The following is a 20,421-nucleotide window of genomic DNA, read 5'->3' as shown; positions in this document are numbered from 1 at the left end:
GCCCCTCATTGCAAGCGGTTGCGCAGAGCGGCAACCACGTTGAAGGTTTGATTGCGCACCCGGTTGTTCGGGTCGGTGAGGGTCAATGTCAGGCGAACACTACGAATGCGCGCCGGATCAGACGGGTTGCTGCTGTAACTGGAGGCGGCCACATCCGTAGCGGAACTGGCGAGGCCGAAGCTCACGTTGAAGGCACTGACGTTGTTCACCAGCACCGCCTGAGCCGGCGTGCCGGGACCGACACCCATCAGCAGTTGATTGTTGCTGAAGCTGTAGATCAGGCGGCGGATCGGAAACGCCAGCTCGCCCGACGCCGGAACCCGGACGCCGGTGTAGGCCGTTGCGGTGTTCCGACAATCGGAAACCACCGTCCAGGTCGGCACCCCGCCACTGCCGCCGACATCCGCAGTCACCAGGGTCAGTTTGAGGTTGGCGTTGTCCCAACTGATGGGTGTTGTCTGAAAGGCATTGAAGTCACCCGCCGAGCTTGAATCAGTGACCGTCCCCAGACATCCGAACATGCCGACCATGCGAATTTCCTGAATTAGTTTGCTCAGCACGAAACGCGCATCTTCCTGCATGGCGGCAGCGGCGTTCTGGCTGACATAGGTGTTCTTGGCCGCGATGAAAATCTGCGCCACGCCCAGGACCACGACCAAACTCAGCGCCAGGGCGATCAGTAACTCGATCAGGCCGAAACCTCTATTGGACCGGTTCATGGCGTCGGCACCGGATCGACGGTGGCGCGACTGGTCAAGACGAAACTGCGCCGTGAATCGGCGATGTTCGCAGCCCGAGAGTCATCCCAGGTGATGGTGATGGTGTACACCTGCTTATTGAGCGTAACGCTGCCGGTGGCGGTGGCGCCGCCGAAATTGACAATGTTGGTGGTGAAGTCGTAGAGGTCCTGATCCCGGGCGACGCTCAGGTTGCCTGAGGTCGGTGGCGTGACGGTGTAGTCGGCACCGGAGTTGGCGCGAATGCGGTCCATCATGTCGTAGGCGATAAAACTGGCCTGGCTGGTCATCCGCGAACTGTCGGTGTATTTGAGCGCATTGAGCTGAATCGCCGCAGCCCCTAACAGCCCCACGCTCAGAATCAACAACGCAACCAAAACTTCGATCAGCGTCATGCCCTCCTGTGCACGCTTGCTCCATCCCCTCATCCGCAGTTTCCACCCAATAGAATTCGTCCGTTCAAACACACATTCAGCGTCCTGCTTTGCGCCCCCAATACATAGCTGATCACTACCGCCGTGGACGGTGCCGATAACCCGCCCAGGTTGTTGAAATCAATGGCGGTCACTCCTAAGGTTAGCGTCAGAGTCGCCCCGCTGCTCATCGCTGGAACAACCCGCAATACATTGGCCAATTTGCCAGTACCGTCATAAACCGAGAGCTCTCCGGTCCAGACCCCGCCCTCCGTCGTCGGGCGAAGCCGGGTGGTGATGCCCCGGTTGATCGCCTCAAGTCGGGCGAAATTCAGACCGCGTTGCAGATCGCCAATTTCGGTGTCGGCCTTGGTGATTTGCACCGAACGGGTAAACGCCGGTACGGCCAGCGTGATCAGGATCAGAAACACCGCGAGCGCGATCAGCAGCTCGATCAGCGTGAAACCTTTTGTACGATGATCCATCGGTGCGCTCCGTTGCCGTCGGCTATACCTGCTTCTACACGCTAGAGCATTCGACCGGCAGGTGTTCGATTGTTTTGCCATTACTCGCGCAGGGATCGCGCGGGCCGCAGCACTCCAGGGAGGGAGATGACATGCATCAGCGAGGTTTCAGCCTGATCGAACTGCTTATGGGACTGACAATTGTCGGGATTGTTCTGCTGTTGGTCAGTCCGGCGTTTGCAGCACTGACTGAATCGAACCATCGCGAGCAGGTGGCAGAGTCGCTTATCAGCGGTATACGCAACGCCAGAACCGTTGCCATCACACGCAACCAGAGTGTCGTGATTCATGCCATCAACGGCGACTGGAGCCAGGGCTGGCGGATCATTCTGGATATCAGTGGTAAAGGGGCGGAGGACAACAGCAATCCGCTGCTGGTTGAGCGCGCGAGTGGCACTCAGGTGCCGATTGTCGGCAATTGGCCGGTCAGGCGATACATACGTTTCAACAGTATTGGCGAGCCACAAATGCCCGGACGGGCCTTTCAAGCAGGGACACTGCACATTTGCGCAGCCCGCGAACCGGTCACTCAACTCCAGGTGGTGCTGGCCGCGACCGGCCGCGTCAGCCTGCGCAGCCATAAGGCTGAGCAGGCGCTGTGCCCAGGGGGCAAAAGCCTTAAAGCAGGGAGCGGACGCGCAACTCTTTAGGCATTGAGAAGGTGATGTTCTCCTCGCGACCGGCCAATTCATCGGCGCCGGTAGCGCCCCACGCCTGCAACTGCTGGATCACGCCCCGCACCAGCACTTCCGGGGCGGAGGCGCCAGCAGTGATGCCGATTCGCTCGACACCGTCGAACCAGCTCTTTTGCAGGTCTTCGGCACCGTCGATCAGGTAGGCCGGGGTGGCCATGCGCTCGGCCAGTTCACGCAAGCGATTGGAGTTGGAGCTGTTCGGGCTGCCGACCACCAAGACCACGTCGCATTCGTCGGCCAGTTGCTTGACCGCGTCCTGACGGTTTTGCGTGGCGTAGCAGATGTCGTCCTTGCGCGGGCCACCGATCGCCGGGAAGCGTGTACGCAGGGCGTCGATGACGCGGCTGGTATCGTCCATGGACAGGGTGGTCTGGGTCACGAACGCCAGTTTTTCAGGATTGTTCACCTGCAAGGCGGCGACGTCTTTTTCGTCTTCGACCAGATAGATCGCGCCACCATTGCTGCCATCGTACTGGCCCATGGTGCCTTCGACTTCCGGGTGACCGGCGTGGCCGATGAGGATGCATTCACGGCCGTCGCGGCTGTAACGTGCCACTTCGATGTGTACCTTGGTTACCAGCGGGCAAGTGGCGTCGAACACCTTCAGGCCACGACCCGCGGCTTCGGTGCGCACGGCCTGGGAAACACCGTGGGCACTGAAGATCACGATGACGTCGTCCGGCACCTGATCCAGCTCTTCGACGAAGATCGCCCCGCGAGCACGCAGGTCTTCGACGACGAATTTGTTGTGGACCACTTCGTGGCGCACGTAGATCGGCGGCCCGAAGACTTCCAGGGCGCGGTTGACGATTTCGATCGCCCGGTCCACACCGGCGCAGAAGCCACGGGGGTTGGCGAGTTTGATTTGCATGCTGTGCCTCGTGTCTTGCGCGCAGAAAGAATGCTGACCCCGCCCGACCAGAGTCGGGCGAAGGTTTTACAGTGCTATGACGTTGATGATCTCGACGTCAAAGGTCAATGTCTTGCCGGCCAACGGGTGGTTGAAGTCGATGGTCACTTGCTCATCATCGAATTCTTTCACCACACCAGGCAGCTCAGTATTGGCCGCATCGTTAAAGATCACCAGCAACCCAGGCGACAGCTCCATATCCTTGAACTGCGTGCGCGGGATGATCTGTACGTTCTGCGGGTTGGGTTGGCCAAAAGCGTTTTCCGGCTGAATCGTCAGCGTACGCTTGTCGCCAGCCTTGAAGCCGAACAGCGCAGCTTCGAACCCTGGCAACAGGTTGCCGTCACCGACCTTGAAGGTCGCCGGGGCTTTGTCGAAGGTGCTGTCGACTGTGTCGCCATTCTCCAGGCGCAGTGCAAAGTGCAAAGTGACTTCCGTGTTCTGGCGGATGCGTTGCTCAGCCAATACCTGTTCAGTCATGAACGGCTTCTCCGGTTTTCTTACTTTTGAACATATCCAGCGCAAGCATTACGGCACCGACAGTGATTGCACTGTCGGCAAAGTTGAACGCCGGGAAATACCAGCGGTTCTGCCAATGCACCAGAATGAAATCGATCACATGGCCCAGGGCAATGCGGTCATACAGATTGCCCAGCGCGCCGCCCAGTACCAGCGCCAAAGCGACGGCCAGCCAGGTTTCATTGCGCCCAAGACGTTTGAGCCATACCACCAGCACCGCACTGACCACGACCGCGATCAGGGCAAACAGCCAGCGCTGCCAGCCGGAGCTGTCGGCCAGGAAGCTGAACGCCGCGCCCGTGTTGTAGGCCAGGGTCCAGCTGAACAAATCGGGGATCACCACGATTTGCTGGTACATCTCGAGCTTGCCTTCGAAGTAGAACTTGCTGGCCTGGTCGATGACCAGGACCAGCAAACTCAACCAGAGCCAGCTCAGCCGTCCGAAACGGCCAGCCGCATTAGGCATAGTGACGAACCTCGCCAGCGCCACTGATGTTATCGACGCAACGACCGCAGATTTCCGGATGCTCCGGGTTCACGCCGACGTCTTCACGGCAGTGCCAGCAACGGGCGCACTTGGCGTGGCTCGACTTGACCACTTGCAGTTTCAAACCGCCGACTTCGGTGACCACGGCATCGCCCGGCGCCTGCACGAACGGTGCAACGGTCGCGGTCGAGGTGATCAGTACGAAGCGCAGTTCGTTGCTCAGCTTGGCCAGGTCGGCGCTCAGCGCCTCTTCGGCGAACAGCGTCACTTCGGCTTGCAGGTTGCCACCGACGGCCTTGGCCGCGCGCTGGATTTCCATTTCCTTGTTGACCGCGACCTTCACTTCCATGATCCGCTCCCAGTAGGCGCGGCCCAGTTCGACGTCTGCCGGCAGTTCGGTCAGGCCTTCGTACCAGGTGTTGAGCATTACCGATTCGTTACGCTCGCCCGGCAGGTATTCCCACAGTTCGTCGGCGGTGAATGCCAGGATCGGCGCGATCCAGCGCACCAGCGCTTCGGAGATATGGTACAGCGCGGTTTGCGCCGAGCGGCGGGCCTTGCTGTTGGCACCAGTGGTGTACTGACGGTCCTTGATGATGTCGAGGTAGAAACCGCCCAGCTCCTGCACGCAGAAGTTGTGGATCTTGGAGTAGACGTTCCAGAAGCGGTATTCACCGTAGTGCTCTTGCAGCTCGCGTTGCAGCAGCAGGGTGCGGTCCACGGCCCAACGGTCCAGCGCCAGCATTTCTTCGGCCGGCAGGATGTCGGTGGCCGGGTTGAAGCCGGTCAGGTTGGAGAGCAGGAAGCGTGCGGTATTACGGATACGCCGATAAGCGTCCGCACTGCGCTGCAGGATCTGCTCGGAAACCGCCATTTCACCCGAGTAATCGGTGGAAGCAACCCACAGACGCATGATGTCGGCGCCCAGGGTGTCGTTGACCTTTTGCGGCGCGATCACGTTGCCCAGGGATTTGGACATCTTGCGGCCGGACTCATCGACGGTGAAGCCGTGAGTCAGCAGCTCGCGGTATGGCGCGTGGTCGTCGATGGCGCAACCGGTCAGCAACGACGAGTGGAACCAGCCACGGTGTTGGTCCGAACCTTCCAGGTACAGGTCGGCACGTGGACCGGTCTCGTGACCCACCGGGTGCGAACCGCGCAGAACGTGCCAGTGCGTGGTGCCCGAGTCGAACCAGACATCGAGGGTGTCGCTGATCTTGTCGTATTGCGGCGCTTCGTCACCGAGCAACTCGGCCGCGTCCATCTTGAACCAGGCCTCGATGCCTTCGACTTCGACGCGCTTGGCGACTTCTTCCATCAATTCAGCGGTACGTGGGTGCAGCTCGCCGCTTTCCTTGTTCAGGAAGAACGGGATCGGCACGCCCCAGTTGCGCTGACGGGAGATGCACCAGTCCGGACGGTTGGCGATCATCGAGTGCAGGCGCGCCTGGCCCCAGGCCGGGACGAACTTGGTGTCTTCGATGGCTTTGATCGCCCGCTTGCGCAGGGTGTCGCCGGTCACAGGTTCTTTGTCCATGCCGATGAACCACTGCGCGGTGGCGCGGTAGATCAGCGGGGTCTTGTGACGCCAGCAGTGCATGTAGCTGTGTTCGATGATGCTGGTGTGCAGCAGCGCACCGACTTCAGTCAACTTGTCGACGATGGCCGGGTTGGCCTTCCAGATGAACTGGCCGCCGAAGAACTCCAGCGACGTTGCGTAAACGCCGTTGCTCTGTACCGGGTTGAGGATGTCGTCGTTGACCATGCCGTACTTCTTGCAGGTCACAAAGTCGTCTACGCCATAGGCTGGCGAGGAGTGAACCACACCGGTGCCAGCGCCCAGCTCAACGTATTCGGCCAGGTAAACCGGCGACAAACGGTCGTAGAACGGGTGGCGGAAGTTGATCAGTTCCAGCTCTTTACCGGTGGTGGTCGCGATAACCGAGCCTTCCAGGCTGTAACGGGCCAGGCACGACTCGACCAGCTCTTCAGCCAGAACCAGCAGTTTGTCGCCGACGTCGACCAGGGCGTAGTTGAATTCCGGGTGAACGTTCAACGCCTGGTTGGCCGGGATGGTCCACGGGGTGGTGGTCCAGATCACGATCGAAGCGGGTTTGCCCAGCGATGGCAGACCGAAAGCGGCAGCCAGCTTGGCTTCGTCGGCAATCGGGAACGCCACGTCGATGGTCGAGGACTTTTTGTTCTCGTACTCGACTTCCGCTTCAGCCAGGGCCGAACCGCAGTCGAAGCACCAGTTCACAGGCTTCAGGCCCTTGAACACGAAACCGCCCTTGACGATTTCTGCCAGGGCGCGGATTTCGCCGGCCTCGTTTTTGAAGTCCATGGTCTTGTACGGGTTGGCGAAATCGCCCAACACGCCCAGACGGATGAATTCGGACTTCTGGCCTTCGATCTGCTCGGTGGCGTAGGCACGGCACAGTTCGCGGGTCTTGTCCGCGCCCAGGTTTTTACCGTGGGTCACTTCGACTTTGTGCTCGATCGGCAGACCGTGGCAGTCCCAGCCCGGAACATAAGGCGCGTCGAAACCCGACAGGGTTTTCGAGCGGATGATCATGTCCTTGAGAATCTTGTTCAGCGCATGACCGATGTGAATCGTGCCGTTGGCGTACGGAGGACCGTCGTGAAGTACGAACTTCGGACGATCCTTGCCAATCTCGCGCAACTTACCGTACAGGCCAATGCTGTCCCAGCGCTGCAGAATCTGCGGTTCGCGCTGAGGCAGGCCGGCCTTCATTGGGAAGGCGGTGTCCGGAAGGTTTAGCGTGGCTTTATAGTCGGTCATTTAAGGCTCTTCATTAGCGATTGGCGCTAGGTGCGACAGGGCACGGGCGGCGGCAACATCCGCATTGATCGCCGTCTTAAGCGCCTCCAGAGAGGCGAAACGCTGCTCTTCACGCAGCTTGTGGTGGAAAACCACCGTCAAACGCCGGTCATACAGATCGCCGGCAAAATCTAAAAGATGCACTTCGAGGTGGGCTTTGCCATCACCTTGAACGGTTGGCCGCACGCCAATGTTGGCGACGCCCGGCCAGGTCTTGCCGTCGATGTCGACGTTGACCAGGTAAACCCCGGTCAGCGGCACGCGGCGACGCTTGAGTTGTATGTTGGCCGTGGGCGTACCCAACTGGCGCGCCAGCTTCTGGCCATGCAGGACCCGCCCGGCAATCCGGAAGGGACGACCGAGCAATCGCTCGGCCAGGGCAAAATCGGCAGCGGCCAGGGCATTGCGGACCTGGGTGCTGCTGACGCGAATACCGTCCAGCTCGACGGTTTGCGCCGCTTCGACGGTAAACCCTTGCAGGACGCCAGCCTGTTGCAGGAAATCGAAATCCCCTACCCGGTCGCAGCCGAAACGGAAATCGTCACCGACCTCAAGATGTTGTACACCGAGGCCGTCCACCAGAATGGTGTCGACGAATTCGGCGGCGCTGAGCTTGCTCAAGCGCTGGTTGAAGGCCAGGCACAGGACCCGGTCGACACCTTCCTCGGCCAGCAGCTGCAGTTTGTCCCGCAGCCGGGCCAGACGGGCCGGCGCCGTGTCCGGGGCGAAAAACTCCCGCGGCTGCGGCTCAAAAATCACCACGCAGCTGGGCACGCCCAACTCGAGCGCACGCTCACGGAGCCTCGCCAGGATAGCCTGGTGGCCACGGTGAACACCGTCAAAGTTGCCAATAGTGGCGACACAGCCCCGATGCTGGGGGCGCAAGTTGTGGAGGCCTCGAACCAGCTGCATAACGCGCTTCTTGCTCATAAAGTGGTCGATTATAACCACACCCGGCGGCCGACGACAGGCAACACCGTAACCCAAAGTGATCGAGCCGACAAAACCGTCGATTCGCCCGTGTTTATCGAGGTCGTGACCTCAGCTCAGCGCTTTGCGATTGAAGTCGCGCAAACGGAAGCCCATCAACAGCAACATGCCGAAATAAGCCACCACACCGGCAACGACCAATGCGCCCAGACGCAGGAACCGCTCCAGCATATGCCCCTGATCCCAGGCTGGCATGAAATGCATTCCGATCAGTAACACAGCAGACATCACCAACACTGCAATCACTAGCTTGAAGCCGAACTTCGCCCAACCCGGTTGCGGCTCATACATCTGCTGCTTGCGCAGCTGATAGAACAGCAGGCTGGCGTTAATGCACGCGCCGATGCTGATGGCCAGCGCCAGGCCGGCGTGGGCCAGCGGGCCGATCAACACCAGGTTGAACAACTGGGTGACGATCAGGGTAAAAATCGCGATTTTTACCGGAGTGCGAATGTTTTGTTGCGCATAAAAGCCCGGAGCCAGCACTTTGATCACGATAATCCCGAGCAACCCGACCGAATAAGCAATCAGTGCCCGCTGGGTCATGGAGGCGTCAAACGCGCTGAACTGACCGTACTGGAACAAAGAAACCGTCAGCGGCTCGGCGAGAATCCCCAGTGCCAGGGAGCACGGCAACACCAGCATGAAGCACAGGCGCAGCCCCCAATCGAGGATCCGCGAGTATTCCTGGCGATCCTTGCTGGCGTAGGTCTTGGCCAGGGTCGGCAGGAGAATCGTGCCCAGCGCCACGCCCAGAACACCGGACGGCAACTCCATCAAACGGTCGGCGTAGTACATCCAGGACACGGAACCGGCGACCAGGAACGAGGCGAAAATGGTGTTGATGATCAGCGAAATCTGGCTCACAGAAACGCCGAGAATCGCCGGCAGCATTTGTTTCATGACCCGCCAGACGCCACTGTCACGCAGGTTCAGGCGTGGCAACACCAGCAGGCCGATCTTTTTCAGGTGCGGCAGCTGATAGAGCAATTGCGCCAGCCCTCCCGCCAGTACTGCCCAGCCCAGTGCCATGACCGGCGGATCAAAGTAAGGCGTCAGGAACACCGAAAAGATGATCATGCTGACGTTAAGCAGGGTCGGCACAAAGGCCGGCACCGAGAAACGGTTATAGGTATTGAGGATCGCCCCGGCCAATGAAGACAGGGAGATCAGCAATATATAAGGGAAAGTCACGCGCAACAGGCTGGTCGTCAGCTCGAATTTTTCCGGCGTGTCGGTGAAGCCCGGCGCGGTCACCCAGATGACCCACGGCGCAGCGATCATGCCCAACGCGGTGACCAACGCCAGTACCAGCGTCAGCAGGCCCGAGACGTAGGCAATGAAGGTTCGCGTCGCCTCCTCGCCCTTCTGGCTTTTATATTCAGCAAGAATCGGCACGAATGCCTGGGAAAATGCCCCCTCGGCGAAGATCCGTCGCAGCAGATTGGGCAATTTGAAGGCGATAAAGAAGGCGTCAGTCGCCATCCCGGCGCCAAATGTGCGCGCAATGAGAGTGTCACGAACGAACCCCAGAATCCGGGAAAGCATCGTGATAGAGCTGACGGCGGCCAACGATTTGAGCAGATTCATTGAAAGAGTTTGTGCCTGTCGATAAACAGCAGGCGAACAAAGCGCCTACTTATGCGATACTCCGCGCCGCAGCAGCACAGAGCCAAAGCTCGCGAGTTTACAGGTCAAGCGCCGGAAATAAATATCCCGCCTCTTTATACCTACCACTTAGCGGAACGTCTCAACCGCCCTTGACAAGACATCAACTCATCGGCATGATTCGCGGCCTATTTTGTTTGCTATTTCCTAAAAAGTCTTTCGAGGAGCTCGACGGTGGCCAACACACCTTCCGCCAAAAAACGTGCAAAACAGGCTGAGAAGCGTCGCAGCCACAACGCCAGCCTGCGTTCCATGGTTCGTACCTACATCAAGAATGTAGTTAAGGCCATCGACGCAAAAGACGCTGAAAAAGCTCAAGCTGCTTACGTTCTGGCCGTGCCAGTTATCGACCGTATGGCCGATAAAGGCATCATCCACAAGAACAAGGCTGCTCGTCATAAGAGCCGCCTGAACGGTCACGTCAAGGCTCTGAACCTTGCTGTTGCCGCATAAGCGATAAGCTTGTTAAAAAACCGACCCTAGGGTCGGTTTTTTATTGCCTGCGATTTAACAAACACCGCACAAAAAAGTAGGAGTGAGCCTGCTCGCGATAGCAGTAGAACAGTCAACATCAGTGTTGAATGTTAAACAGCCATCGCGAGCAGGCTCACTCCTACATTTCGATTTGCGTCAGATTACTGAGCCTGTGCCCACGGCAAAATCGGAATCGCCGTCACCGCATTCTGCGGACTGCCTTCGATCACACGATCGCTATAGACCAGGTACACCAGCGTATTGCGCTTCTTGTCGAGGAATCGCACCACCTGCATGGTCTTGAACACCAGCGACGTGCGCTCCTTGAACACCTCGTCGCCATCCTTCAACTCACCCTTGAAGCTGATCGGCCCGACCTGACGACAAGCGATAGACGCTTCTGCGCGATCTTCAGCCAACCCCAAACCACCCTTCACGCCACCCGTCTTGGCTCGCGACAGGTAGCAAGTCACACCCTCAACCTTTGGATCATCAAACGCTTCGACGACGATGCGGTCGTTCGGACCGACAAACTTGAACACCGTCGACACCTGACCGATCTCCTCGGCCGAGGCCAGCAGCGGCATCGCCAACAGCAGACCCAACAATCCTTTTGCCACGCGCATTCAGGTATTCCTTCAGACCAGGATCAGGTTATCGCGGTGAACCAGTTCCGGCTCCGCCATGTAACCCAACAGACCGACAATCGCCTCAGACGACTGACCGATGATTTTTTGTGCTTCCAGCGCGCTGTAGTTGGCCAGACCCCGAGCGATTTCACGACCGTCCGGCGCCACGCAAACCACCATCTCGCCACGACGGAAGCTGCCCTGGACCAGCTTGACACCCACAGGCAGCAAACTTTTGTTGCCCTTGGACAGCGCCGTCACCGCACCGGCATCCAGCACAAGCGTGCCGCGGGTTTGCAGGTGCCCGGCCAGCCATTGCTTGCGCGCCGCCAACAGGCCGCGCTCAGGCGACAGCAAGGTGCCGATGCGTTCGCCCGCCTTGAGGCGATCCAGCACGCGCTCAATACGCCCGCCAACGATGATGGTATGCGCACCGGAACGAGCCGCCAGCCGCGCAGCACGCAATTTGGTCTGCATGCCGCCACGCCCCAGCGCACCACCCGTACTGCCCGCCACCGCATCCAGCGCCGGATCATCGGCGCGCGCTTCGTAAATCAGGTTGGCGTCAGGGTTGTTGCGCGGATCGGCGTCGAACATGCCATCGCGATCGGTGAGGATCACCAGCAAGTCAGCCTCGACCAGGTTGGCTACCAGCGCCGCCAGCGTGTCGTTGTCGCCGAACCGTATTTCATCAGTGACCACGGTGTCGTTTTCGTTGATCACCGGAATAACTTTCAGCTCGACCAACGCGCGCAAGGTGCTGCGGGCGTTCAAGTAGCGCTTGCGGTCGGACAAATCGTCGTGGGTCAGGAGAATCTGCGCGGTATGCCGGCCATGCTCGGCAAAGCTCGACTCCCAGGCCTGCACCAACCCCATCTGACCGATGGCGGCAGCGGCCTGTAGTTCGTGCATCGCACTGGGTCGTACGGTCCAACCCAAGCGGCTCATGCCGGCCGCCACCGCCCCGGAGGACACCAGCACCAACTCGACGCCAGCCTCATGCAAAGCCACCATCTGCTCGACCCAAACACTCATTGCCGCGCGATCCAGGCCCTTGCCGTCCGCCGTCAGCAAAGCGCTGCCGATCTTCACGACCCAACGCTGCGCACCTGTCACCTTGCTCCGCATCATCTTCAACCTTAGCTTGAGGACAGCGCGACCTGGCACTGCCCGTAACGTTATTCGTGATTATTCGTGACCAACTATCGATTTCCAGATACTAAAACGCCGCTCTAGTGAGCGGCGTTTAAGTTTATCGCAACGAATCAGTCACGCACGTAAATGATTTCCGGACCATCTTCGTCATCCACATCTTCTTCATCCCAATCATCGTCGCCGATGTCGTGGACGGACTTCACGCCGCTACGGCGCAGGGCACGCTGGTCATCCAGGGCCTGCAGCTGAGCACGGGCTTCGTCTTCGATGCGCTGATCGAGTTCGGCCAACTCTTCTTTGTAAACCGGGTCGTTAGCCAGGCGATCAGCACGGTCTTCCATGTAACGCATGATGTCGTGGCAAAGACGCTCGGTGCCCAACTTGGAGATAGCCGAGATTACGTAGACCGGACCGGTCCATTCAAGACGATCAACGATTTCCTTGACGCGAGCATCGTGCTCTTCTTCGAGGATCTGGTCGCACTTGTTCAGCACCAACCAACGATCACGCTCAGCCAGGGACGGGCTGAACTTGGTCAGCTCGCTGACGATCACTTCCGCAGCATCCGGGGCGCTGGCGTCATCGAGTGGCGCCATGTCCACGAGGTGCAGCAGCAAACGGGTACGCGACAAGTGCTTGAGGAAGCGAATCCCCAGGCCTGCGCCATCGGAAGCACCTTCGATCAGGCCCGGAATGTCCGCAACCACGAAGCTTTTCCAGCGATCGACGCTGACCACACCCAGGTTCGGCACCAGCGTGGTGAACGGGTAGTCGGCGACTTTCGGCTTGGCGGCCGATACCGAACGAATGAAGGTACTTTTGCCAGCGTTCGGCAAGCCCAGCAGGCCGACGTCAGCCAACACCTTCATTTCCAGCTTCAGATCACGCGCCTCACCCGGCTTACCCGGAGTGGTCTGACGCGGAGCACGGTTGGTACTGGATTTGAAACGGGTGTTACCCAGACCGTGCCAGCCGCCGTGAGCCACCAGCAACTTCTGGCCAGCTTTGGTCAGGTCGCCGATCACTTCCTGAGTAGCGGAGTCGATAACGGTGGTGCCGACCGGAACACGCAGTACCAGCTCTTCACCTTTTTTACCGGTGCAGTCGGTGCTGCCGCCGTTGGAACCACGCTCGGCATCAAAGTGCCGGGTGTAACGGTAGTCCACCAGGGTGTTGAGGTTTTCGTCGGCGATCATGTAGACCGAGCCGCCATCACCACCGTCACCGCCGTTTGGGCCGCCGTTTTCAATGAATTTTTCGCGACGGAAGCTCATGCAACCGTTGCCGCCGTCGCCGGCCTTTACTCGAATCGATACTTCATCAACAAACTTCATAACAAAACGCCTCTCGTCATACGGACGAGCCGAAAAACACTAAGACATAAGACTCTTGCAAAAATGAGCGCAGCGACCTCAATCAACAACCGCAAATCCAGCGCTGGAGCCCATCACAAACAGCTTTGCAAGAGACTCACCCCACAAACGAAAAAGCCCCGTCGCGAGACAGGGCTTTTCCAGCGATCGCGCAATTAAGCTGCGACAACGCTCACGTAACGGCGGTTGAACGCGCCCTTTACTTCAAACTTGATCACGCCTTCGATTTTCGCGAAGAGAGTGTGATCTTTACCCATGCCAACACCGTAACCGGCGTGGAATTGGGTGCCGCGCTGACGCACGATGATGTTGCCCGGAATGATTTTCTGGCCGCCATACATCTTCACGCCAAGGCGTTTGGCTTCTGAGTCGCGACCGTTACGGGTACTACCACCAGCTTTTTTGTGTGCCATGAGTCAATTCTCCTAGTGAGGAATTAGGCTGAAATTAAGCCTGAATACCGGTGATTTTGATCTCGGTGTACCACTGGCGGTGGCCCATACGCTTCATGTGGTGCTTACGACGACGGAACTTGATGATGCGGACTTTATCGTGACGACCTTGGGAGATCACTTCAGCCACAACGGTAGCGCCAGCAACAACTGGAGCGCCGATGTTCACGTCATCGCCATTGGCGACCAACAGAACGCGATCAAAAGTAACGGATTCGCCGGTAGCGATTTCCAGTTTTTCGATCTTCAGGTATTCACCTGGGGCGACCTTGTATTGCTTGCCACCAGTAACAATTACTGCGTACGACATGGTATTTCTCCGATAATCCTGCTCACCCAGCTCTTTATAAGAAGAGGTATTGGCTGGCATGGCTGCATAAGGCTGGAAGGCCTGTTTGCAATTGCGTAAGGCAGGTGCTGCCCAGGAAGTTCAGGGTGCGCGATTGTACGCAAGCTACCAGGGCGATGCAAGAGGCCGTCCATCGTACCTTGACACCCGCCGACGTGGGTCCTAGCATGCCGCGCAACCCTTCTGGAGCAACTGTCGCTGATGCAACCCCAAGCTTTCTACCGCGCGGTGGCGGACGATTTTAGCGCCGTCGACGGCATCATCAAGAAGCAGCTGACTTCCCGAGTGCCGCTGGTATCGAAAATCGGCGATTACATTACCTCGGCTGGCGGTAAACGCCTGCGCCCTCTATTAGTGTTGCTGTGTGGCAAGGCTCTGGGTCGCGAAGGCGATGACCTGCGCCTGCTGGCCGCAACCATCGAGTTCCTGCACACCGCCACCTTGCTGCATGACGACGTGGTCGACATGTCCGGCATGCGCCGTGGCCGCTCGACGGCCAACGCCATGTGGGGCAACGCCCCTAGCGTGCTGGTGGGCGACTTCCTGTATTCGCGGTCCTTCGAAATGATGGTCGAACTGGGCTCCATGCCAGTGATGAAAATCCTTTCGCAAGCCACGCGCATCATCGCCGAAGGCGAAGTGTTGCAGCTGTCCAAGGTTCGTGACGCCAGCACCACTGAAGAAACCTACATGGAAGTCATCCGCGGCAAAACCGCGATGCTCTTTGAGGCCTCGACCCACAGTGCCGCAGCGCTCTGCGAAGCGACATCGGAACAGTCAGAAGCCCTGCGTACATTCGGCGATCATCTGGGCGTGGCATTCCAGTTGGTCGACGACCTGCTGGACTACAAAGGCGACGCCGAAACCCTGGGCAAGAACGTCGGTGACGATCTGGCTGAAGGCAAACCGACCCTGCCGCTGATCTACACCATGCGCGAAGGCACGCCGGAGCAGGCTGCCCTGGTGCGCAAGGCGATCCAGAAAGGCGGTATCGAAGACCTGGAAAGCATCCGCGAAGCCGTGGAAGCCTCAGGCTCGCTGGATTACACCGCGCAACTGGCCCGTGACTACGTGGCCCGCGCGATCAAGTGCCTCGACGCACTGCCTGCCAGCGAATACCGCGATGCACTGGTCGAGTTGAGCGAATTTGCGGTCGCCCGTACGCACTGATAGACCACAACCTGTGGGAGCCCTTTCCCACAGGTTTGCTACCCCCCGCCCTCTTCCACCTAAAACCCTATACAATGTGCGCTTTTTAGCGATCCTGAATCCAAGGAGCTTTAGTGAGCACGTTGCCACCCTGCCCAAAATGCAATTCCGAATACACCTACGAAGACGGCGCCCAGCTGATCTGCCCTGAGTGCGCCCACGAGTGGTCCGCCAGCGGCGAAGCCGAAGCAGCGTCCGATGACACCGTGAAAAAGGATTCGGTCGGCAACGTCCTGCAGGACGGCGACACCATCACCGTGATCAAGGACCTCAAGGTCAAAGGCACGTCGCTGGTGGTCAAGGTCGGCACCAAGGTCAAGAACATCCGCCTGTGCGATGGCGATCACGACATCGACTGCAAGATCGACGGCATCGGCCCGATGAAGCTCAAATCCGAGTTCGTCAGAAAAGTCTGAGTCTGCTGTATTCCATCCCGCGTCCTGCGCGGGATGGTGCTTCACCCTCCCCCGCTTCGCCCAACAATCCCTCGCAATAGCCAAACGCCAGCCGTTTTGACCTTACGCAACCTTTACCCTTAAAAAAAACCAAACCGCCAATAGGCCCTTGCTATTTGATGAATAAGAATTATTCTCATTGAAATCAATCGATGGAGATGAGACCCATGACTTATTTGATCGACGCCTGGCTGGACCGCCCACACCCTTACCTGAGGATCCTGCATCGGGAAACCGGGGAAGTCTGTGCGGTGCTTGAAGAGGAAGCCTTGAACGAGCTGCAGGATCAGGGTGATCTGGACGTCAACGGCTTGAGTTCCAGCGAGCCGGTGGTGCTCAAGGAACTGGTGCGCAATCTGTTTCTGTTCTGCTATGCCCGGGCATTGCGCCCGACAAGCGAACTGCACCACAAGATCGAAATATGAAAAACGCTGAAAAACCCTGTAGGAGCGAGGCTTGCCCGCGAACCTGACAACTCGGTTCCGACTTGAAACCGAGGTGATGCATTCGCGAGCAAGCTTCGCTCCTACAGGGTCATGTATTACAGAACGTCGAGCAGTTCGACGTCGAATACCAGTACGCTGTGCGGCGGAATGCTGCCAACGCCTTGAGCGCCGTAAGCCAGTTCGCTCGGCACGTACAGACGCCATTTGCTGCCGGCGTTCATCAGTTGCAGGGCTTCGGTCCAGCCAGCGATCACGCCGCCAACCGGGAATTCTGCAGGCTGACCACGATCGTACGAGCTGTCGAACACAGTGCCGTCGATCAGAGTGCCGTGGTAGTGAGTGCGCACTTGATCTTCACGGGTTGGCTTGGCGCCTTCACCCTGAGTCAGTACTTCGAATTGCAGGCCGGAAGCCAGGGTGGTGATGCCGTCACGCTTGGCGTTTTCAGCCAGGAATGCCAGGCCTTCGCCAGCAGCGGCTTCAGCTTTGGCAGCTGCTTCAGCTTGCATGATTTCGCGAATGACCTTGAAGCTTGCGGACATTTCTTCCTGACCCACACGGCTTTCCTTGCCGGCGAAAGCGTCGGTCAGGCCTGCCAGGATTGCGTCCAGGCTAACGCCCGGTGGCGGGTTGTCGCGCAGTTGGTCGCCCAGCTGACGGCCAATACCGTAGCTGACGCGGGTTTCGTCGGTGGACAGATTTACTTCGGACATGACACTGCTCCGCTGTGCGGACGGCCCTGGAACTTGCCGTGCGTACACAGCGCGTCCCGGAGCGCCCGGAACCAAAAGGGCCAGCAGACTAGCACAGATGCCATTGTGTTGATGAGAGGCGTCAGTGCTGCCACGCAATCGGTACCTTCAGGCTTCCCTCGGAACTGGCGCCGAGCCCACACATCTCGTCATGAACCGAAACGTGCACAAGGTTGAACGGCAAGCTGGGAAAGGCATGAAGCACTTCACGCGCATGCTCGACCGAACGCAGGTGAAACATCTGGCCGTGGGCATCACTCAGCGGATACGCCGCGCCATGCATCCGCGCCTCCAACAGGTAGATCCCGCCTTCCATCGAGATCAGGTTGAGCTCATCAACCTTCCCGGCGATGGCATAAGCATTCAACTCTTTCAGGTCCATAAACGCACCTCACGCAATGGCGAGCCAAGATTCTTACAGGCATAGGCCTCGGCGCATCAAAGTACAAGCCACAAACGACACCGCCCGTCTGTTTCGCAACAGACGGGCGGTTGGGTACAGCGATAAAACGATCAGTGCTTGGTCAGCTTATCCAGATAACCCATGGCAAACGCCGAAATCACGAAGGTCATGTGGATGATCACGTACCACTTCAAATGCTCGGGATCGACGTTCTTGGCGTCCATGAAAATCCGCAGCAGGTGGATGGACGAAATGGCCACGATGGAAGCGGCCACCTTCATCTTCAATGAAGAGGAATCCATGGTGCCCAGCCAGTTGAGCTTTTCCTTGTCGTCGTCGATGTCCAGTTGGGAAACGAAGTTCTCGTAACCGGAAATCATCACCATCACCAGCAAACCGCCTACCAGCGCCATGTCGATCAGCGACAGCAGCACCAGAATCAGATCCGACTCGGCCATCGAGAACACGTTAGGGATGACGTGGAAGACTTCCTGGAAGAATTTCAGCGCCAGGGCCAGCAGCCCAAGGGACAGACCAAAGTAGATCGGCGCCAGCAGCCAGCGGCTGGCGTACATTGCATTTTCGATAAAGCGTTCCATTAAATCTCACACAAGGCCTGGAAATGGCCGCGAGTATATCAGCCACCTGTAACACCCAGAAACCGTTGGGAAATCCATAACCTGCGCGTGTGTGACAAGGTTTTTCTGCTAGTGTCCAAAGCATTGACAGCTCAGCGACATCGGACAGGAAGACGGGAAATGGATGTGCGATTGCCTTTAACGAGCGCCGGCATTTGCCTGGCTTTGCTGATGAGTGCCTGCTCACCCAGCGATGAGAAGCGCCAGGTCAGTCTCGAGGAAAAGACTGCGCAGTTCGAGAAGTCTCTGGATGCGATTCAGGATCCGCAACTCAAGGAAGCCGTGGCTGAACTCGGCGGCTCACTGTTGTTGCTCGAGCGTGCGCAACTCAAGCTCGACAGCAAACCGGTGGAAACAGAATACGGTGAAGACGCCCTCGCCGTCCTCAAGCACTATCCCACCCCACAAGCCTTGGTCGACACGTACATCAATGGTCTGTTCGTGCTGCACAAAGACTCCAGTTCCGACTACCTGACCGATTTGCAACCGGTGTTCCCCTTCAACTTCAACATTCCGGTCGCATTTCTCTTTCCCCATAGTCTTGAATGGCAATCGGTGACTTTGAGCAACAAACGCGTCATTCCGTTTCAGCCGGAATGGTCAGAGACCGATCCGGGCATTCAGCTCAGTCCGTCGAGCTCCAACCTGACCAACCCCGATGATTTGACGGTGACCTATCCATTCATCGACGGCCTGGACGTGGACAAAAAGAACCAGCCACAACCGGTGAGCCTGCAAGGCACGGTGGAAGTCATCGCGCCGCGCCGGCTCTACAGCTTCGACCTGACGAAGAAGGACGTTGGCCAGACTCGCACCAACGACAATCTCAGCGTCACCCTGCTGAGCCTTGCAAACAACTACGCCGAAATCGAATTCAACAACAGCGCGCCACAGGCCCCCGAGATCGGCGAAACGCCGCTGAATCCGCTGATTGTCCAGGCCAGGGACAGCACCGGGCAATTTCTCGCGCGCTCAGGCTCGATCAACGAAACCTCCGCACAAATAGCCTTCTATCAGAAGCAACTGGCGAAAATGCAACAACAGAAAGCCTGGAGCGAGAGCTTCGAGAAACAGATTGATGAAGAGCAGCGCGCCTTTGAGAAGCAACAGAGCCACCGTTATTCCAAGGTGTACTTCAACGGGCCGATCGAAACGCTTGAGGTCAGCGTACTGGACTTTTCAACCGCCACAGTGACCCACAAGGACCTGAACCTGCCGGTACTTCGCTTCGACCCACACACCACGCAAAAGACCATCCAGCCACTGACGCTGCCGGTGGTGGTGTACGACGACCAGGCCCCGATCTGGCTCAAGGGCGCCACACTTGGCGAGGACCAACTGAAAAAAAGCGTGCGCATCAGTCAGTCGGTCGAAGATCCCAGCGCCGCGCGTATCGAGTTCGATCACCCCAAAAGCTTCAATGATGAGCTGCTCGGCACCTCCTTCAACCCCGGCGAAAGCCCGGTCAGCTTCTTTACCGAGGACGGTAACGGCAAGCGCGATGAGCCGATCGAATTGCCGCCAGAGGCTTACCAGGTCGATCCCCTGCGCGGCACCATCACCTACGACTTGAACCTGTTTCCAGAAACGCCGGCTTACGCGGTGGGCTCCATGCCGCTGTTTCTCGCCACCGTCGAAAAGAACACCCTCGACGCCCACCAGTTGCCCAAAGGGCTGGTGCTCAAAGGCAATGCGCTGGTGGTTGATCTGAAGCAGTTTCCCGCCCAGGACTGGCGTTTCTTCGCCAAGGACGACAGCGGCAATTATCTGAAGGAGATTCTGGCGGTCAGCCACGATGCGAGCGCAGAAGGCCCGGCATTATTGGGGGTGCATTATTTCTACGGGCAGCCTGCCCGTCTGGAAACCTATCAACGAACCGATCTCTCCACCGTGCAATATGGCTTCGAGGTCAAACTCGACAAGGCGGACACGTCCAGCCTTGCTCAATAGCCTGTTCAGTGATCGGGCCGAAACTCGAAACCTCCAGGGTTGCGGCAGCGGCCACCATTGATTTCCCGCAGCTGGGCTTGCAGGTGCAGGCACCAGATTTGCGGATCATCGGCCAGCTCATAGCCGTGCAGGGTGAGACTTTCAACAATGGTGTCGAGTATCGACTCAGCCACAAAGGGGCCATGAAACGGGCCCTGGGCTTTGATGGCAGAAGGTTGTTCGCCTTCCATTCCGGCGGCGAAGAGTAAGGTCCACATGCCCGTATCCCCCGCCAATGGGCGGATGGCACACTCGATACGGGTCACAAGGCCCAGGCATTGACGGGTGAGGCAGAGGTTGCGCGACATGGCG

General features: G+C 58.4%; 24 protein-coding genes. 6 read left to right on the top strand and 18 right to left on the bottom strand.

Features of this window, described 5'->3' with window-relative positions; genetic code table 11:
* Positions 1–5 precede the first annotated feature (5 nt).
* Genes ABH912_RS24810 through ABH912_RS24800 form a run of 3 tightly spaced genes read right to left on the bottom strand, consistent with a single transcriptional unit; the run spans position 6 to position 1,635 of the window.
* A complete protein-coding gene (locus tag ABH912_RS24810; protein ID WP_033054302.1) occupies positions 6–719 on the bottom strand; it encodes a PilW family protein in 714 nt (237 codons plus the stop codon).
* Positions 716–1,165: a type IV pilus modification protein PilV gene (pilV, locus tag ABH912_RS24805; protein WP_033054300.1), complete on the bottom strand. Its 450-nt coding sequence runs from the start codon at positions 1,163–1,165 to the stop codon at positions 716–718. The genes ABH912_RS24810 and pilV overlap by 4 nt, the downstream gene beginning before the upstream one ends.
* Entirely contained in the window at positions 1,162–1,635 is a 474-nt protein-coding gene (locus tag ABH912_RS24800; protein ID WP_429511872.1) for a GspH/FimT family pseudopilin, read from the bottom strand. Before ABH912_RS24800 ends, pilV begins: the two co-directional genes overlap by 4 nt.
* A gap of 131 nt (positions 1,636–1,766) precedes the next feature.
* Here ABH912_RS24800 and ABH912_RS24795 point away from each other — a divergent pair, with 131 nt between their 5' ends.
* Positions 1,767–2,324 (top strand): GspH/FimT family pseudopilin, encoded by a 558-nt coding sequence (locus ABH912_RS24795; protein WP_429513152.1) that lies wholly within the window; start codon positions 1,767–1,769, stop codon positions 2,322–2,324.
* On the opposite strand, the gene ispH is transcribed toward ABH912_RS24795, so the two are convergent.
* The 6 genes from ispH to murJ all read right to left on the bottom strand — a co-directional run bounded on the left by ispH (position 2,293) and on the right by murJ (position 9,707).
* The gene (ispH, locus tag ABH912_RS24790; protein ID WP_033054296.1) at positions 2,293–3,240 is read right to left on the bottom strand and encodes a 4-hydroxy-3-methylbut-2-enyl diphosphate reductase; all 948 of its coding nucleotides are present in this window, start codon (positions 3,238–3,240) and stop codon (positions 2,293–2,295) included. The two genes, ABH912_RS24795 and ispH, sit on opposite strands and share 32 nt — an antisense overlap.
* A gap of 66 nt (positions 3,241–3,306) precedes the next feature.
* Positions 3,307–3,744, bottom strand: a complete 438-nt coding sequence (gene fkpB, locus ABH912_RS24785) for an FKBP-type peptidyl-prolyl cis-trans isomerase (protein ID WP_197281706.1) — start codon at positions 3,742–3,744, stop codon at positions 3,307–3,309.
* Between the two features lie 7 nt (positions 3,745–3,751).
* Positions 3,752–4,264 (bottom strand): signal peptidase II, encoded by a 513-nt coding sequence (gene lspA, locus ABH912_RS24780; protein ID WP_033054294.1) that lies wholly within the window; start codon positions 4,262–4,264, stop codon positions 3,752–3,754.
* The gene (gene ileS, locus ABH912_RS24775) at positions 4,257–7,088 is read right to left on the bottom strand and encodes an isoleucine--tRNA ligase (RefSeq protein WP_429511871.1); all 2,832 of its coding nucleotides are present in this window, start codon (positions 7,086–7,088) and stop codon (positions 4,257–4,259) included. Before ileS ends, lspA begins: the two co-directional genes overlap by 8 nt.
* Positions 7,089–8,039 (bottom strand): bifunctional riboflavin kinase/FAD synthetase, encoded by a 951-nt coding sequence (ribF, locus tag ABH912_RS24770; RefSeq protein ID WP_008154932.1) that lies wholly within the window; start codon positions 8,037–8,039, stop codon positions 7,089–7,091.
* Between the two features lie 129 nt (positions 8,040–8,168).
* Positions 8,169–9,707: a murein biosynthesis integral membrane protein MurJ gene (gene murJ / locus ABH912_RS24765; protein WP_429511870.1), complete on the bottom strand. Its 1,539-nt coding sequence runs from the start codon at positions 9,705–9,707 to the stop codon at positions 8,169–8,171.
* A 252-nt stretch (positions 9,708–9,959) separates the two neighbouring features.
* Between murJ and rpsT the strand changes: the two genes are divergently transcribed.
* A complete protein-coding gene (gene rpsT / locus ABH912_RS24760) occupies positions 9,960–10,238 on the top strand; it encodes a 30S ribosomal protein S20 (RefSeq protein WP_008154937.1) in 279 nt (92 codons plus the stop codon).
* A gap of 182 nt (positions 10,239–10,420) precedes the next feature.
* Here rpsT and ABH912_RS24755 read toward each other — a convergent pair whose 3' ends face one another.
* From ABH912_RS24755 to rplU, 5 genes are all read right to left on the bottom strand, one after another.
* On the bottom strand, positions 10,421–10,885 hold the full coding sequence (locus ABH912_RS24755) for a CreA family protein (protein WP_033054290.1): 465 nt from the start codon (positions 10,883–10,885) through the stop codon (positions 10,421–10,423).
* Positions 10,886–10,897: 12 nt separating this feature from the next.
* Positions 10,898–12,016, bottom strand: a complete 1,119-nt coding sequence (proB, locus tag ABH912_RS24750) for a glutamate 5-kinase (protein WP_033054289.1) — start codon at positions 12,014–12,016, stop codon at positions 10,898–10,900.
* A gap of 137 nt (positions 12,017–12,153) precedes the next feature.
* Positions 12,154–13,377, bottom strand: a complete 1,224-nt coding sequence (gene cgtA, locus ABH912_RS24745; RefSeq protein ID WP_010467530.1) for an Obg family GTPase CgtA — start codon at positions 13,375–13,377, stop codon at positions 12,154–12,156.
* A 194-nt stretch (positions 13,378–13,571) separates the two neighbouring features.
* A complete protein-coding gene (gene rpmA / locus ABH912_RS24740; protein WP_003176049.1) occupies positions 13,572–13,829 on the bottom strand; it encodes a 50S ribosomal protein L27 in 258 nt (85 codons plus the stop codon).
* Between the two features lie 34 nt (positions 13,830–13,863).
* Positions 13,864–14,178, bottom strand: coding sequence for a 50S ribosomal protein L21 (rplU, locus tag ABH912_RS24735; RefSeq protein ID WP_003176051.1), 315 nt, complete (start codon positions 14,176–14,178; stop codon positions 13,864–13,866).
* A gap of 240 nt (positions 14,179–14,418) precedes the next feature.
* Between rplU and ABH912_RS24730 the strand changes: the two genes are divergently transcribed.
* The 3 genes from ABH912_RS24730 (at position 14,419) to ABH912_RS24720 (ending at position 16,306) form a co-directional block, all read left to right on the top strand.
* Positions 14,419–15,387: a polyprenyl synthetase family protein gene (locus tag ABH912_RS24730; RefSeq protein WP_033054288.1), complete on the top strand. Its 969-nt coding sequence runs from the start codon at positions 14,419–14,421 to the stop codon at positions 15,385–15,387.
* Between the two features lie 113 nt (positions 15,388–15,500).
* Positions 15,501–15,842, top strand: a complete 342-nt coding sequence (locus tag ABH912_RS24725) for a zinc ribbon domain-containing protein YjdM (protein WP_010467527.1) — start codon at positions 15,501–15,503, stop codon at positions 15,840–15,842.
* Between the two features lie 206 nt (positions 15,843–16,048).
* Complete coding sequence (locus ABH912_RS24720) at positions 16,049–16,306, top strand: PA4570 family protein (protein WP_008154268.1); 258 nt, start codon at positions 16,049–16,051, stop codon at positions 16,304–16,306.
* A 116-nt stretch (positions 16,307–16,422) separates the two neighbouring features.
* On the opposite strand, the gene ABH912_RS24715 is transcribed toward ABH912_RS24720, so the two are convergent.
* The 3 genes from ABH912_RS24715 to ABH912_RS24705 all read right to left on the bottom strand — a co-directional run bounded on the left by ABH912_RS24715 (position 16,423) and on the right by ABH912_RS24705 (position 18,081).
* Complete coding sequence (locus ABH912_RS24715; protein WP_046048787.1) at positions 16,423–17,040, bottom strand: FKBP-type peptidyl-prolyl cis-trans isomerase; 618 nt, start codon at positions 17,038–17,040, stop codon at positions 16,423–16,425.
* A gap of 121 nt (positions 17,041–17,161) precedes the next feature.
* On the bottom strand, positions 17,162–17,461 hold the full coding sequence (locus ABH912_RS24710) for a DUF6482 family protein (RefSeq protein ID WP_033054285.1): 300 nt from the start codon (positions 17,459–17,461) through the stop codon (positions 17,162–17,164).
* Between the two features lie 131 nt (positions 17,462–17,592).
* A complete protein-coding gene (locus ABH912_RS24705) occupies positions 17,593–18,081 on the bottom strand; it encodes a TIGR00645 family protein (protein WP_033054284.1) in 489 nt (162 codons plus the stop codon).
* 159 nt (positions 18,082–18,240) lie between these two features.
* On the opposite strand from ABH912_RS24705, the gene ABH912_RS24700 reads away from it, so the two are divergent.
* A complete protein-coding gene (locus tag ABH912_RS24700) occupies positions 18,241–20,070 on the top strand; it encodes a hypothetical protein (RefSeq protein WP_429511869.1) in 1,830 nt (609 codons plus the stop codon).
* A 5-nt stretch (positions 20,071–20,075) separates the two neighbouring features.
* Here the strand turns inward: ABH912_RS24700 and ABH912_RS24695 are convergent, their stop codons facing one another.
* On the bottom strand, positions 20,076–20,417 hold the full coding sequence (locus ABH912_RS24695) for a hypothetical protein (RefSeq protein ID WP_033054282.1): 342 nt from the start codon (positions 20,415–20,417) through the stop codon (positions 20,076–20,078).
* Between the last annotated feature and the right edge of the window lie 4 nt (positions 20,418–20,421).

It is taken from the genome of Pseudomonas sp. BT76 TE3572, from assembly GCF_050435365.1.
Lineage (GTDB): Bacteria > Pseudomonadota > Gammaproteobacteria > Pseudomonadales > Pseudomonadaceae > Aquipseudomonas > Aquipseudomonas fluorescens_W.
The sequence above is the reverse complement of the archived record's forward strand: the minus strand, read 5'-3'. Positions and strand labels throughout refer to the sequence as shown.

Bases quoted from the DNA above. Each gene is read 5' to 3' on its own strand.
- ABH912_RS24810 (WP_033054302.1), bottom strand. From the start codon at position 719: ATGAACCGGTCCAATAGAGGTTTCGGCCTGATCGAGTTACTGATCGCC.
- pilV (WP_033054300.1), bottom strand. From the start codon at position 1,165: ATGAGGGGATGGAGCAAGCGTGCACAGGAGGGCATGACGCTGATCGAA.
- ABH912_RS24800 (WP_429511872.1), bottom strand. From the start codon at position 1,635: ATGGATCATCGTACAAAAGGTTTCACGCTGATCGAGCTGCTGATCGCG.
- ABH912_RS24795 (WP_429513152.1), top strand. From the start codon at position 1,767: ATGCATCAGCGAGGTTTCAGCCTGATCGAACTGCTTATGGGACTGACA.
- ispH (WP_033054296.1), bottom strand. From the start codon at position 3,240: ATGCAAATCAAACTCGCCAACCCCCGTGGCTTCTGCGCCGGTGTGGAC.
- lspA (WP_033054294.1), bottom strand. From the start codon at position 4,264: ATGCCTAATGCGGCTGGCCGTTTCGGACGGCTGAGCTGGCTCTGGTTG.
- ileS (WP_429511871.1), bottom strand. From the start codon at position 7,088: ATGACCGACTATAAAGCCACGCTAAACCTTCCGGACACCGCCTTCCCA.
- ribF (WP_008154932.1), bottom strand. From the start codon at position 8,039: ATGCAGCTGGTTCGAGGCCTCCACAACTTGCGCCCCCAGCATCGGGGC.
- murJ (WP_429511870.1), bottom strand. From the start codon at position 9,707: ATGAATCTGCTCAAATCGTTGGCCGCCGTCAGCTCTATCACGATGCTT.
- ABH912_RS24755 (WP_033054290.1), bottom strand. From the start codon at position 10,885: ATGCGCGTGGCAAAAGGATTGTTGGGTCTGCTGTTGGCGATGCCGCTG.
- proB (WP_033054289.1), bottom strand. From the start codon at position 12,016: ATGCGGAGCAAGGTGACAGGTGCGCAGCGTTGGGTCGTGAAGATCGGC.
- cgtA (WP_010467530.1), bottom strand. From the start codon at position 13,377: ATGAAGTTTGTTGATGAAGTATCGATTCGAGTAAAGGCCGGCGACGGC.
- rpmA (WP_003176049.1), bottom strand. From the start codon at position 13,829: ATGGCACACAAAAAAGCTGGTGGTAGTACCCGTAACGGTCGCGACTCA.
- rplU (WP_003176051.1), bottom strand. From the start codon at position 14,178: ATGTCGTACGCAGTAATTGTTACTGGTGGCAAGCAATACAAGGTCGCC.
- ABH912_RS24730 (WP_033054288.1), top strand. From the start codon at position 14,419: ATGCAACCCCAAGCTTTCTACCGCGCGGTGGCGGACGATTTTAGCGCC.
- ABH912_RS24720 (WP_008154268.1), top strand. From the start codon at position 16,049: ATGACTTATTTGATCGACGCCTGGCTGGACCGCCCACACCCTTACCTG.
- ABH912_RS24715 (WP_046048787.1), bottom strand. From the start codon at position 17,040: ATGTCCGAAGTAAATCTGTCCACCGACGAAACCCGCGTCAGCTACGGT.
- ABH912_RS24710 (WP_033054285.1), bottom strand. From the start codon at position 17,461: ATGGACCTGAAAGAGTTGAATGCTTATGCCATCGCCGGGAAGGTTGAT.
- ABH912_RS24705 (WP_033054284.1), bottom strand. From the start codon at position 18,081: ATGGAACGCTTTATCGAAAATGCAATGTACGCCAGCCGCTGGCTGCTG.
- ABH912_RS24700 (WP_429511869.1), top strand. From the start codon at position 18,241: ATGGATGTGCGATTGCCTTTAACGAGCGCCGGCATTTGCCTGGCTTTG.
- ABH912_RS24695 (WP_033054282.1), bottom strand. From the start codon at position 20,417: ATGTCGCGCAACCTCTGCCTCACCCGTCAATGCCTGGGCCTTGTGACC.